We start from the raw sequence: 14238 nt of genomic DNA on the forward strand, positions 1-14238 counted from the left end.
TCTTGCGATAGCTTTTTTAAACTTTATGTCCCAATAGCTTGGAATCAACAAGGACTAGAAACCGCCCATATTTTGCATGATACTAAATGTAAAGTTTTGTTTCCATGTACTGCTCGGCAAACCAGGAATAGGATCGAATGCATGTCCATAGTCTATTCCCAACATACCAAAGATAGGTAAGAAGATTCGAGCACCTACACCCGCAGAGCGGCGTACTTTAAATGGATTATATTCGGTGAACTTGTTCCACGTATTTGCGGCTTCAGCAAATGCCAAGACGTAGACAGTCGCTTGGTCATTTAACATAACTGGATGACGTAACTCCATTTGATATTTTGTATAAATTGGACTACCTGAATTTCGTGCTACATTCACATTTTGTGTCCCTTCAGGAATGATTACGCCATTTGCATAACCACGTAATGCAACAATTTCCGACCCTTGTAAGTAATCAAACCCTTGCATACCGTCGCCACCCACTTTGAAACGCTCGAAAGTTGATATTTCAGTTTTGCTCGAATATTTACCCAAGAAACCAAATTGCGCTTGTGCTTTGAAAACAAGTTTACCAACAATTTTTGCATACCACTGCGAATCAAATTTCCATTTGTGATATTCAGTCCAACGGTAGCGTTCTTGTGCGGAACCATTTTTATAGTCAATGTTATTGAACAATGAATATGGAGGGGTCAATTGCACCGAAAATTTGATGTTCGAGCCCGAAGTAGGATAGATAGGAGCATCGATTGAGTTGCGGCTGAATTCTTGTGTCAAGTTGATATTATAGGCTGTACCATTATCAAACAGGAAGTAATTTCCATAGTTTTGTAGCTTATAGCGCTGGAATGACAAAGAAGTATTTGCCTGGAACCAGTTGTCTGGCCATTGCAAGCGTTTACCTAAAGTAGCCGTAACACCTGTCATCCAGATGCGGTTTAACTCTGAATCTTTTACAATTTGTTCGCCAGTATAGTAGTTAAACCCTCCATACGATGAGCTTGACGTATAGGCACTCAAACCAAAATAAATTGGTTTTTTGCCACCTAGCCAAGGTTCTGAGAACGAGAAGCTATACGATTGATAGCGTTTGCCCGAAGTTTGGCCACGTACACTCAATTTCTGCCCATCCCCACGTGGCAACGGTTTCCATGAACTTTTGTCAAAGAAATTGCTGGTAGAGAAGTTATTGAAGGTTAAACCTAAGGTTCCGATAATCTGACCTGCACCATAACCACCAGAAAGTTCTACCTGATCCGAAGGTTTTTCTGTTACGTTATATACAATGTCCACCGTACCCTCTGCATAGTTTAAATTGGTGGGTACCGGATTGGTTTTTTGTTCATCAAAATTTCCCAGCTGCGCAATTTCGCGCACACTCCGCATAATTTGTTCTTTTGAGAACTTTTGACCTGGTTTTGTGTAAATTGAACGTAATACAACACGGTCATTGGTAACATCATTACCTTTGACAATAACATTGTTGATCGTATATTGAGCCCCCTCATAGACGCGCAAATTCAAATCGATCGTGTCGTTGTAAATACGGGTTTGTTCCGGGTCTACCGAAAAAGTAAGATAACCATCGTTCATATAGATGGAAGAGATGTCATCACTATTTTTTGTGGGGCCCATCAATTTTGCGGTTAATTTTTCTTCTGAAAATACATCGCCACGTTTGATCCCTAAAATTTTGTTAAGTAAGGTATCAGAATATTTAGCGTTACCTGTCCAGACAATATTACCTACATAATATTTAGGACCTTCGTAAATGTCAAAATTCACCAACACATTTTTCTCACCCTCACGAATAACAGTATCTTTTAGGATAGTCGCATCACGATATCCTTTGTCAGCCATTTTTTTGATCAGGTTTTCTTTACCTTCTTTGTATTTTTCTTCCTTGAATTTTCCTGGGCCAAAAATACGGTACCACATTTTTTGTTTGATAGGTTTGGCCATTTTTCTCAACTCTTTCTGAGAGAAATGCTCATTTCCCGTAAAAGTCATTTTTTTGACTCTAACCTTATGTTTTTTATCTACATCGGCAATAAGTATTTCATTATTAGCCTGTGCCGAGTCTTTTACCGTCTTCAACGTAATCTCTGGATATAAATAGGCTTTTTCTTTCAGAAAACGCTGAATGGTAGCACGCGTAGTATTCATCAAATTTTCATTGACAATTTTGCCTGTGTTGCTATTTAAACGTTTGCGGACTTCTTCGGTTTGACTTTTACTTAAGCCATTGATGTCAATTCGAGTTAAACGGGGACGTTCTACTACACGAATGGTTAAAAATATATTTTCACCTTCAATTTTATCTGCCCATAATTCGACATCATCAAAGAGGCCTTGAGCCATCATATCCTTCACTACTTTTGCAGTTGCCTCACTTGGAACTTCCAAATATTGACCTACCGACAATTTAGATATGGTAATTAATACATTTTTATCTAAAAATTGTGTTCCAGTTATATCAATTGCACTAATTACATAGTTTTTAGGATTGAGATAGCTGATTTTTTCTGGGTCATTTAAATTGAACGCACCTTTGTCCTGTCCGTAGACGAGTTGCATTGATGAGAGACCAAAAAATAGTATTACGGGTAGTATACGCTTCATTTATCTATAATTATTGGCGCTAAAGTACACCAATCGTTTGTTAATTTTTGTTAATTAAGAAAATTTAACCAGCTTGTTTTCTTCAAATCAGTGGACAAATTTAATAAAATCATTTATAACTGCTCACTTGTTTTTCCAAACCTTCTTTCGCGTTGTTGGTAGTCTACAATCGATTTGTATAAATCCTCTTTAGTAAACTCAGGCCACATCTTATCTAAGAAGCACAGTTCTGAGTAAGCAATTTGCCAAAGTAAAAAGTTGCTAATTCTCAATTCTCCACTTGTGCGTATGAGCAGATCAGGGTCTGGAAGGTTTTGCGTATAGAGGTTTGAAGTAAATAAGTCATCGTCAATTTCATCTATAGTGAGTAGTCCATCTTTTACTTGTTGTGCTAGATTTCGAGTAGCATCCACGATCTCTTGGCGGGAACTGTAGCTCAATGCTAGCGTCAACGTACAGTGTTTATTTTCTTTCGTCGCTGCTATGGTCTCTTGAAGCTTTTTTTGTGCATGTGAAGGTAGTTTGCTAATGTCGCCAATGACATTCAAGCGAACCCCATTTTCCTGAAAAGTTTTGATTTCTTTTTTGAGTGAAGAAACCAATAGCTCCATAAGAGCCATTACTTCAAGTTTAGGTCTATTCCAGTTTTCTGCAGAAAATGCATAAAGTGTCAGAAATTTAATATTGGCTTGTACACATCCCTCTAAAGCTTCTCTCACTGCTTTTACGCCATTTTGGTGCCCAAAAACACGAAGTTTTCCTTTCTGTTTTGCCCAGCGGCCATTTCCATCCATGATGATGGCGATATGCTGTGGCAACTTAATATTATCTATCTGATCTAAAAAACTCATTTTTGCTGTTTTCAATAAAATTAACACCTTAGCCGGTCATGCTGTTTCGGCGTCTTAAAACCTATTCTCGGTTTTCTGTATTCCTATCAATGATTAGTGTTTATTAAACTTTTCATCGAATGAATGATTTCATGCGGATTTCTCATCGGAATTTGATCATTCTACCGTCCTTTATTTCTTCCAAATATCGATTTTTAATTGGAAATTCAGAAGTACAATATATATAAAGATTAATTGAAATATCTTGGGCAATCAGTTTTGGTGCTTTTTTTCAACTAGCGCAAGCTAGTTTGAACCTAGCAATAGCTTAGTAGTTCCTGACATCAATCCCCCAAAGTAATTTTTCTCGCAATGTGCTGAAAAAGCTTTCATGGGGAAGTCTAATAAGATTAATCGTAAATGGAGCCTGCTTAATCGTTAATTTTACGGATGTATCAATAGACTCATTTTTCGAATCACAGCTCAGAATATATTGATTGCTACGGCTTTCTATTTCTAACTCTAGGGTAAACTGATTGGAAATGACAATCGGTCTAACATTGAGATTGTGAGGTGAAATAGGGGTAATCACGAAATTACCGCTTTCGGGCATAATAATAGGCCCGCCACAACTCAGAGAATACGCCGTGGAGCCGGTAGGTGTAGCGATAATCAGTCCATCCGCCCAATATGAATTAAGCCATTCACCGTTAATGCGGGCATTTACGGTAATCATAGCCGAGCTATCGTAACGAAATACCGTAATATCGTTCAGTGCGTAGTGATTACCTTGGAACAAATTTGTCTGCTCGGATTCGACAGAAAGCAATACGCGCTTTTGTACACTATAACGCTGGTTAAGAATGTCATCCAAAGAGTCTTCAAAATCGTTTTTATTGATTGAAGCTAAGAAACCAAGTCGACCAAAATTCATTCCAGCGATTGGAATTCCAGAATCTTTTATTAGTGAAACGGCAGACAACATTGTTCCATCACCACCCAAACTCAGCATAATGTCGATACAGCCTTTAATTTCTTGGTACGTAGTGTATGTGGAGAAGTTAAAATCACATTCAAACTGTGTGATGAGAAATTTATGAAATGGTTCATACACCCAAATTTCAATATTTTTATCAACAAGATATTCAAATAAGTGTTTCACATGTGTTATAACAGAGGGTTGAAACTCTCTTCCATATATTGCGATTCTCATATTGTTTTCAATTTTAATGGGGGCAAAGATGAGAAAAAAATAATTCTAATTATATGTTGATGTAATTCATGAGCTGCTGATAGCGGTCGGCAGTGTCATCGAAGGCTGCAATCGTATTGTGAGTTTCCAAAATTAAGTAGTTATGCCGCAGAAATGAATTGAGCAAGGTGCCAATATTTGATTTGTCTATTTTTAGCGTAACTTCAATATTATCGTTGTCCAAATTTATTTTGGTAGCACAATTGAGAATTCTGCAATTATCACTTTCCACGAGATGCGCAATTTGAGACAATGAAAAATCATGTAGTCCGATTGCTAAGACAATAATTGCGCCCGATTCATTTTGTGATTGAATCAAACTGATTGCTTTTAAAATATCTAACTGCGTACAAACTCCAATATATTTGTTGTCCTGGTCCAAAATAGGAATAATTGTGCTATTGTACACAGTCATCATCACCAGGGCATCATAAGGATGTTGATTAAACTTTAACTGTATTGGAACTGTATTTATGGGGATGGAAGAAAGCAATGCCTCCTCGTCTTCGGCTTCCAATAAAATGGTTTCATTGACTAAGCCAATATATTCGTCTCCATTTAAAACAATTAATTCTTTACAAAGCATATCCTGGAGCTTTTCGAGCGCCTGTTGTATTGAATCAGCATTTTGAATACTGAAATCTGCGTTTGAAAGAAATTGACCTATTAGCATATCCAAACTTAATAAAAAAACTAGGTCAAAAGAAATTTTCAGGATGAGATTTCTGCTTAATTCTTTGAGTCGCTCTAGCACTTCAAAAACTCAGGCAAAAGGACAGATTGCATAATTGCAAATAAGTACATTTTTAAAGTTTAAAATTGTACTTTTATTACCGTTCTGTTATTATTTTTGTCAGCGAATTGAGAAAGGCTTGGTTAGAAGCCTTTCTAAGGATGTAATTTCTAATCAGAAAAATAGGATTGATGACCACAAGCGAGAATAAAAAATTTATTGATATACGTGAAGTTATTCACAAAAAGAACGCGGGGCTTGCTAAATGGATTCCGTCTTTTTTAATGAATTATTTAAAAAGGACAATTCATGAAGATGAGATAAATGATATTATGACGCGCTTTGCAGATCTTCAGGGATTGGATTTTGTTGATGCTCTGATCAATGATCTGGATGTAAAGGTCAATTTATACGGTGCGGAAAATATTCCAGCATCGGATCCTGTAATTTTTGCATCCAATCATCCTTTGGGAGGATTGGACGGTATCGCATTTATGAATGCTATTGGTAAGCAGCGGCGTGACGTCAAATTTTTAGTGAATGATATTCTGCTAAATATAGGCAATTTGAGACCTCTTTTTGTGGGTGTAAACAAGCTCGGAGGACAGGGAAAACAGGCTATTACAGCGATTGAAGAGGCATATGGTGCAGATGACGCGCTACTGGTATTTCCGGCTGGTTTAGTTTCCAGAAAACAAAAAGATGGGCATATTGAGGATCTTGAATGGAAGAAAAGTTTCATCAGTAAAGCAAAAAAATATAAAAAAGATGTCATTCCAGTGTTAATAGACGGTAAAAACTCTAAGTTTTTTTATAATTTTGCAAGGCTTAGACAGAAAATAGGTCTTAAGGTAAACATTGAAATGTTATATTTACCTGATGAAATGTTTGCTCAACGTGGACATACCGTCAATATTATAGTAGGAGAAAGAATCCCTTATACAGCGTTTGATCAATCAAAAAACGAAAAAACTTGGGCTGAGGAAGTGAAAAGAAGGGTTTATGGATTGGCTCAAGAAAAATAGAATTTATGCAAGAAATTATACCTCCAGTTGATAAAGCATTATTGAAGACCGAATTGAATAAAGACGTTTTCTTACGATATACCAACAATGGAAATAACGAGATATATTTAATCAACTATCATAATTCGCCAAATGTCATGCGGGAAATTGGGCGTCTACGGGAGTTGACTTTTCGTGGGGCAGGCGGAGGTACAGGACTTTCAATTGACATTGATGAAAATGATACCTGCGAAGATTGCTACGATCAGTTGATCGCGTGGAATCCCGAAGATGAGGAAGTAGTTGCTGGTTATCGTGTCATCAAATGTGCTGACGCAGGAGAGGTAGATGGTGTGCCCAATTTGTCAACAGCGCATTATTTTCAGTTTTCTGATTTGTTCGCACGTGAGTATTTGCCCTACACCATAGAATTGGGGCGCTCTTTTGTTCAACCTAAATATCAACCCGCCATAGATAATCGAAAAGGAATTTTTTCATTAGATAACTTGTGGGACGGTTTAGGAGCCTTGGTTATGCTTAATCCGGAAATAAAATATCTCTTCGGTAAGGTAACAATGTATCCGCATTACAATAAAGATGCACGTGATATGCTGCTTTACTTTATGGATTATTATTTCCCGGATCACGATAACTTGGTGCTACCCCTTCCTGCATTGGAAATAAAGAACGATTACGATCGTTTTATCGGTATTTTTGATGGATTGGATTATAGGGAGGGATATAAAGTGCTCAACAGTCGTGTAAGGGCATTGGGAGAGAATATTCCACCGCTCATCAATACGTATATGAACCTTTCGCCAACCATGAAATCTTTTGGTACAGCACGTAATAACGAATTTGGTACAGTGGAGGAAAAAGGTATCTTAATTGTAATAGACGATGTATATCCTGGCAAGAAGGAACGTCATATGAATACGTTTGAGCGGGACCGTGAATACGGTCATCGAAAGCCTAAACGCGGATAAAAAGCAAAAGGGGATTCATAAATTGAATCCCCTTTTAGCTGTTATAAAATACGCTGACTAGGCAGGTTTTATACAGATATAGAGCCCAAAAGCTAAAATAGCGCCTAAGATGGGGCCCACGATAGGAATCCATGCATATGACCAGTCCGAGCTGCCTTTTCCTTTAATTGGCCAAAGCGCATGAAATAGACGCGGACCGAGATCACGGGCAGGATTTATGGCATACCCTGTAGTACCACCTAATGATAGACCGATGGCCCAAACGACAAAAGCGACAGGAATAGCACCAAGGGAACCCATACCGATGGGCTCAGTTTTTTCATTGATGGTAATCTCTTGGCCTGTAATGAAGAAAATTGCAAAAATTAACACAAAGGTTCCGATGATTTCACTCACCAGGTTTGTTGAAGTATTTCGTATGTTCGGTATAGTGGCAAAAACACCGAGTTTGGTGGTGGCATCTGCCGTAGCATCGAAGTGATCTTTGTGCATGGCGTAGGTTAACATGGCGCCACAGAAGCCGCCGGCAATTTGGGCGAGAATATAGCCAGGTACTTCGATCCATGGGAGCCCATGATTGAGAGCGACAGCAATTGTTACTGCAGGGTTGAGATGCGCACCGGTATAGGGTCCGGCAAATACTACCCCCACGTAAACTGCAAGCGCCCATGCCGTGGTGATTACAATCCATCCTCCATTTTCCCCTTTTGTACCTTTCAATATAACGTTGGCGACAACTCCGTTCCCTAAAAGTACTAGGAGTGTTGTGCCGATAAATTCTGCTAAATAATGGTTCATGCTTGTGGGTTAGTGTTCGGTCCAGTACTGTAATGCTTTAACTCCCTTGGTCCAGAGTTTAATGATCTTGTTTGTCTGCTCTTCCTGCTCTGTTTCGGGTTCAAATATACGATCCTGTGCCCAAAACTTTGATATTTCCTGCGCGTCTTTCCAATAGCCCACAGCTAGTCCCGCCAAGTATGCCGCGCCCAAAGCCGTTGTTTCCGTAATTTTAGGGCGTACCACGTTGCTATTGAGTATATTGGCCTGGATTTGCATGAGTAGATTATTTGCTGTTGCACCGCCATCTACACGTAATTCTTTGATTGGTATGCCGCTATCGGCTTCCATTGCCCGGAGGACATCACGAGTCTGTAGGGAGATTGCTTCTAGTGAGGCGCGTGCGATATGGCCGTTGGTCGTTGCGCGCGTAAGTCCAAATAAAGTGCCTTGTGCACGGGCGTTCCAGTATGGAGCTCCCAATCCTGCAAAGGTGGGAATAAAGGTGACGCCACCATTATCTTTTTCTGTAAGTGCCAGTTGTTCAACGTCGGCCGATTTATAGATAATGTTAAGATTGTCGCGTAACCATTGAACCAGTGCGCCGCCGATAAATATGCTTCCTTCCAAGGCATATTCTGTTTTTCCGTTAATTTTCCAGGCAACGGTTGTTAAAAGGTTATTCTTTGAACGAATTGGTTTATCGCCAATATTCATTAACATAAAGCATCCCGTTCCGTACGTATTTTTGACCATTCCTTTCTCGATACATTGCTGACCAAATAGTGCAGCCTGCTGATCGCCGGCAATTCCAGCTATCTTGACTTTATGAGCAAAAATGGTTGTCCGGGATTCGCCATATATTTCGCTGCTTTCTTTTACTTTGGGAAGCATGGCGGGGGGGATGTCAAATAGTTCGAGCAGTTCCTTGTCCCATTCCATGCTATGGATGTTGAAGAGTAAGGTACGGGAAGCATTCGTTACGTCAGTGATGTGGACATCACCGCGAGTCAGGTTCCATACGAGCCAAGTGTCGATCGTTCCACAGATTAATTCCCCTTTTTGCGCTTTATCACGGGCACCTTCGACGTGATCCAGAATCCATTTTATTTTGGTCGCAGAAAAGTATGGATCCAATATCAGACCGGTTTTTTCCTGAATTATTTCATGTTTTTTGGACTTGCGCAATTCGTCACAATAATCCGTTGTTCGTTTATCTTGCCAAACGATGGCATTATAAATTGGTTTTCCGGTCTCTTTATCCCAAACGACCACAGTTTCGCGTTGGTTGGTAATGCCAATGGCTGCAATATTTTTGCCATTTAATCCTGCCTTAGTGGTTGCCTCTGCGGTAACGCCTGCTTGTGTTGACCAGATCTCATGAGGGTCGTGTTCGACCCATCCTGGTTGTGGGAATATTTGCGTGAATTCCTTCTGCGCAATGGATACGATATTTCTGTCCTTATCAAAAATGATGGCTCTGGAGCTCGTAGTACCTTGATCCATTGCCAAGATGTATTGCTGTTCCATAATTAAGTGTTGGTGGTTATTTTTTATTATTTTAAGATATAATTCTGTGCAACTTTACGAAAACTTTCTACTTGATGGTTTTGCCAATCTTCATCCTTTTCCAGCTCCTGAGCTAGTATTTTAGCAACTTCGGGAGCCGCTTCCATGGCGGCTTTAGCGTCAAGAAACAGCATGCGGACACGTCGGGATAGCACATCTTCCACAGTTCTGGCAAGTTCATTGCGTGCCGCCCAAACAACCTCTGCTTTTTTGAATTCAAGCTGTGTTATTAATTTTTCGTTCCATTCAGGTTTTTCTTGTGCCAATGCATTGATGGCTTCTTGGTCGGCGCCATAAATATATAGGTGATTGCTTCTGTCTGATGTCGGAATGGCGCTATAAATCTTTTGTGTGGCCGACCGGCTTTCCTTTTGCGGTAGGCAGCCAATTTTTATCGCATTGTCGATTGTATCTTGCCCCATTCGCCGGAATGTTGTCCACTTTCCGCCTGTTAACGTGAGTAATTTGGAGTCGCTGACGATAACCTTATGGCTTCGTGATATTTCTTTGGTTTTATTGGAATTACCAGTAGGTGCGGCAAGCGGCCTAAGACCAGCGAATACAGCCAAAGCATCTGCTCTTGTGGGCTGTTTTATTAAGTAGCGACCTGCAGTTTTTAAAATAAAATCAATCTCCTGTTCCAATGCTATAGGTTCAAGGCTATGTTCATCGATCGGCGTATCTGTTGTTCCTACGATAATGCGGTTGTGCCAGGGTACAAGGAAAAGCACGCGTCCGTCATCTGTTTTTGGAATCATAATAGCGTCATCTCCAGGGAGGAAAGATTTGTCAAAAACAAGGTGGACACCTTGGCTGGGACGTACCATTTGCTTAGCCTCGGGCCTGTCCATTTTTAAGATATCATCGACAAATATGCCGGTAGCATTAATAATCGCCTTCCCTTGTATGGTAAACACTTCGCCGGTTTCGGTATCATTGGCGATAACACCGTTTATTCGTCCGTTCTTATCCTTAGTGAGATTATTCACCCTCACATAATTTAGGGCAACACCACCCATTTGTATACAAGTCTGTGCTACATTGAGAGCAAGTCTTGAATCATCAAATTGTCCATCTTGATAAACTACTCCGCCATATAAACCTTTAGGTCTAACCGTACTTATGCGATGCAGTGTTTCTTTTTTATTAATATGAATGGATTTTCCTAAACTTAATTTACCGGCAAGAAGATCATATATTTTCATTCCAATGGTATAGAATGGACCTTCAAACCAATTGTAGTTGGGTATAATAAATGATTGGTTTTTCACCAGATGAGGAGCGTTTTTTTGTAGTAGACCTCTTTCGTGAAGTGCTTCTTTAACCAGACTAATATCACCTTGAGCTAAATAGCGTACACCGCCATGAACGAGTTTGGTCGCTTTGCTCGAAGTGCCTTTTGCAAAATCAACCTGTTCCAGCAAAATTGTTTTGAATCCGCGGCTTAAAGCATCTAATGCAACACCTAATCCACTCGCTCCACCACCTATTACGATAACATCCCATGTGCTCGTATCTCTTATTTTTTCTATCAGTTTTGACCTTTTGAATTCTTGGTGTTTCATTTTGTTTCGTTTTGGAGTTTTATGGTGAACTTTGTTGCTGCTTTGTTTTCCCTTCCTCAATACTAAGTTATGGTATATTCATCAAATTTTAAAAGAAATTACATAATATTTATGTTAAGATATGATGTTTGTTTTTATTTTGTTTTGTTTTTTATTGTTTTGATTTTAATTAAGAAAGCTTTTCCCTTTCCGCCAAAAGTTCGATAGGCAACATCAATAAGCTTTTTTTATTCGTTCCTATTCGATGGTTTGATCATGACCGAATTTGATTACTTAAGGCAGCAGCTGTACTGCGTTGATCATGTTTGACGATGCTGTCAACATGCAGGCTTGTGTGATTCAAAATGTTTTTCTGCATGGTCAATAGTTATATAATGTTTAACCATTATAGGTCTTGTATGTTTTGGTTTGGGTAAATGATTTTGTAATTTTAGTTTACTATTTAATTTATTACGATGAGGAAGATAAGATTAATACTTTGTGGGGCTGTTGTATTTATCGGAACCCTAGTGTTGCAGTTTAATGCATCTGCACAACAAGATGTGGCAACAGACCAGCTTTCAAAGCCTTACAATCCAGATGCTGATGCGCAAGATGATATTAATCGGTTATTAGTTCAGGCCAAGCAAGAAAGGAAAAATATTATTATCCAAGCTGGGGGAAATTGGTGTGTCTGGTGTTTGAGGTTTAATGATTATATTCACAAAACGCAAAGTGTAGATAAGTTGCTGAAGAATAGCTTTCTCTATTATCACCTGAATTATTCGAAGGAAAATAAAAATGAGACTGTTTTTCAGAAGTATGCTCCCGAGGGAAGTAAACTCGGTTATCCATTTTTTATTGTTTTAGATAGCAATGGAAAAACTTTGCATGTGCAGGAAAGTGGTAGCCTGGAAAAGGGAAAATGGTATGATGAAGAAAAAGTACTTAATTTCTTGACAGCTTGGGTGGCGGAATAAATTTTTGATACCATATCTATACGGAAAGAGGCTTTTCTTTACGCAATAAACTACCGAGTCGAACACAAAGATTGCGTCCTAAAACTTGTCATTCCTGTGCAGGAAAGATCGAAATGAAGAAGTCGTTCGGATATTTGATTCGTACCTGCTTCGAAGGATCAATAGTGGTCGCGATACTGTTCATGGGGCGAAGGTGGTGCGAACACAGTACGAAGACAACCCAAAACAACGATAGCGCTAAGGCCATCATCAGACTCTCTTTTATGCTGAAATTGGTTTACCGCTCTTGTATCCGCTTACTGAATATTTCCATTAATAGACATTGTGTTTGTCGGGTGTATTGATTTTGGCATGTCTGACGGTGAATACTTTGGCAGGCTAAAAATAAAAAAGTCTCTTTCCTAAGATTGAGACCTTTTTTTTGTGCTTTAAAACACGCTTTCTCTGCACGATATTTGTCATCCGGCAATTAAAAGAGCGCGTATTCTGGGTTTAACATCTTATTGATAGCCTAATAACTTCATGACTTGTTTGGAGTTTTGTTCCTCACCAAAAACCTCGTAGTTGAATGTTTCGTCTCTATTGCGGCGTACGAGCACATGTTTAGGCGAAGGCAATAAGCAGTGATGAATTCCTCCATACCCACTTAACACATCTTGATAGGCCCCTGTATGAAAGAATCCAAGGTATTGTACTTTGCGTGTCTTTGGCATAAATACCGAATTCATATGTGCTTCCTGATTATAATAATCCTGACCATCGCAGGTAATACCACCTAGATTGACACGTTCATATTCCGAATCCCAGTTGTTGATCGGCAAGAGGATGTATTTTTGATTCAATGCCCATACATCCGGTAAATTCGTAATAAATGAGCCATCAATCATAAACCAGCGTTCACGGTCGTTTTGTTGCTTGCGGCCGAGTACCTTGTAAAGAATCCCTGAAGCTTCAGCAACGGTGTATTTACCGAATTCGGTAATAATATCGGGTTCCATTACCTCGTGGTGCGCGCAGATTTGTTTGATTCGGTTCACAATTTCATTGACCATGTATTCGTAGTCAAAGTCGTGCACCAGTGAATCCTTAAACGGCATACCGCCACCGATATCCAACGTATCTAAGTCTGGGTTTACTTTTTTGAATTTGCAATACAATGTGACGTATTTTTCCAGTTCATTCCAGTAGTATGGAGTGTCCGAAATACCTGAATTGATGAAAAAGTGAAGCAGCTTGACTTTAAAGTTTGGATTGTCAACGATTTTGTTATTATAGAAATCGATAACATCTTCCTGACGGATTCCTAAACGAGAGGTATAAAATTGAGAGTCTGGTTGCTCTTCGGATGCAACGCGGATTCCTAAAGCACAAGGCTCGTCCAGTTCGATTTCATCGTCGTAAAGGTTAAACTCTTCTTTGTTATCTAGTACAGGTATAATGTTCGTATATCCATCATGGATCATATCCACAATATACTGTTTATACTGATACGTTTTGAATCCATTACAGATGACTGTAATGTCCTTTGTTACGGTACCTTGTCTTTCCAATGAATCGATCATCGGCATATCAAATGCAGACGAAGTTTCTAGGTGGATATCATTTTTCAAGGCTTCTTCTACAATGTGCTTGAAATGGGATGATTTGGTACAATAACAATATTTGTAAGATCCGCGATAGTTATGTTTCAGAATTGCGGTCTGAAAAAGGATTTTCGCTTGCTGAATTTTTTTGCTGACGATCGGCAAATAAGTAAAACGTAGCGGCGTACCGTACGTTTCTATCATTTCCATTAAATTCAAATCGTGGAAATACAATTCGTCGTCGATGATTTCGAATCCGTCTTGGGGAAAACCAACACTTAAGTCAAGAAATTCCTGATAGCTCTGCATTTTTTATTATTTTTGCAAAGATATACTTTAATGGTGAATACCTAAATAAGGA

The 14238-nt window shown here is 39.2% G+C and carries 12 protein-coding genes; 3 read left to right on the forward strand and 9 right to left on the reverse strand.

The features are described 5' to 3' along the window. Positions 1-54: 54 nt before the first annotated feature. The 4 genes from bamA to B2W36_RS11475 all read right to left on the reverse strand — a co-directional run bounded on the left by bamA (position 55) and on the right by B2W36_RS11475 (position 5374). On the reverse strand, positions 55-2619 hold the full coding sequence (gene bamA, locus B2W36_RS11460; protein ID WP_209576016.1) for an outer membrane protein assembly factor BamA: 2565 nt from the start codon (positions 2617-2619) through the stop codon (positions 55-57). Positions 2620-2732: 113 nt separating this feature from the next. Next, a complete protein-coding gene (locus B2W36_RS11465; protein ID WP_293881749.1) occupies positions 2733-3470 on the reverse strand; it encodes an isoprenyl transferase in 738 nt (245 codons plus the stop codon). A 307-nt stretch (positions 3471-3777) separates the two neighbouring features. Then, on the reverse strand, positions 3778-4662 hold the full coding sequence (locus B2W36_RS11470) for an NAD kinase (protein ID WP_209576012.1): 885 nt from the start codon (positions 4660-4662) through the stop codon (positions 3778-3780). 49 nt (positions 4663-4711) lie between these two features. Further along, entirely contained in the window at positions 4712-5374 is a 663-nt protein-coding gene (locus B2W36_RS11475; RefSeq protein ID WP_293881751.1) for a CBS domain-containing protein, read from the reverse strand. Between the two features lie 251 nt (positions 5375-5625). Between B2W36_RS11475 and B2W36_RS11480 the strand changes: the two genes are divergently transcribed. Both B2W36_RS11480 and B2W36_RS11485 read left to right on the forward strand, forming a co-directional pair. Beyond that, entirely contained in the window at positions 5626-6459 is an 834-nt protein-coding gene (locus B2W36_RS11480) for a 1-acyl-sn-glycerol-3-phosphate acyltransferase (RefSeq protein WP_293881753.1), read from the forward strand. A 5-nt stretch (positions 6460-6464) separates the two neighbouring features. Then, entirely contained in the window at positions 6465-7424 is a 960-nt protein-coding gene (locus B2W36_RS11485) for a GNAT family N-acetyltransferase (RefSeq protein ID WP_209576006.1), read from the forward strand. Positions 7425-7481: 57 nt separating this feature from the next. On the opposite strand, the gene B2W36_RS11490 is transcribed toward B2W36_RS11485, so the two are convergent. Genes B2W36_RS11490 through B2W36_RS11500 form a run of 3 tightly spaced genes read right to left on the reverse strand, consistent with a single transcriptional unit; the run spans position 7482 to position 11335 of the window. After that, positions 7482-8222, reverse strand: a complete 741-nt coding sequence (locus B2W36_RS11490; RefSeq protein ID WP_293881757.1) for an MIP/aquaporin family protein — start codon at positions 8220-8222, stop codon at positions 7482-7484. 9 nt (positions 8223-8231) lie between these two features. Beyond that, positions 8232-9731, reverse strand: a complete 1500-nt coding sequence (gene glpK / locus B2W36_RS11495) for a glycerol kinase GlpK (protein ID WP_293881759.1) — start codon at positions 9729-9731, stop codon at positions 8232-8234. 26 nt (positions 9732-9757) lie between these two features. Further along, on the reverse strand, positions 9758-11335 hold the full coding sequence (locus tag B2W36_RS11500; RefSeq protein ID WP_293881761.1) for a glycerol-3-phosphate dehydrogenase/oxidase: 1578 nt from the start codon (positions 11333-11335) through the stop codon (positions 9758-9760). Positions 11336-11790: 455 nt separating this feature from the next. Here B2W36_RS11500 and B2W36_RS11505 point away from each other — a divergent pair, with 455 nt between their 5' ends. Beyond that, positions 11791-12294 (forward strand): thioredoxin family protein, encoded by a 504-nt coding sequence (locus B2W36_RS11505; protein WP_293881763.1) that lies wholly within the window; start codon positions 11791-11793, stop codon positions 12292-12294. 88 nt (positions 12295-12382) lie between these two features. On the opposite strand, the gene B2W36_RS11510 is transcribed toward B2W36_RS11505, so the two are convergent. Together B2W36_RS11510 and B2W36_RS11515 are read right to left on the reverse strand one after the other, a co-directional pair. Next, positions 12383-12544, reverse strand: a complete 162-nt coding sequence (locus tag B2W36_RS11510; RefSeq protein WP_293881765.1) for a hypothetical protein — start codon at positions 12542-12544, stop codon at positions 12383-12385. A gap of 250 nt (positions 12545-12794) precedes the next feature. Continuing rightward, on the reverse strand, positions 12795-14186 hold the full coding sequence (locus B2W36_RS11515; RefSeq protein ID WP_121123983.1) for an arginine decarboxylase: 1392 nt from the start codon (positions 14184-14186) through the stop codon (positions 12795-12797). Positions 14187-14238 lie beyond the last annotated feature (52 nt).

This window comes from Sphingobacterium sp. UBA3549 (genome assembly GCF_002376635.1).
Classification (GTDB): Bacteria; Bacteroidota; Bacteroidia; order Sphingobacteriales; family Sphingobacteriaceae; genus Sphingobacterium.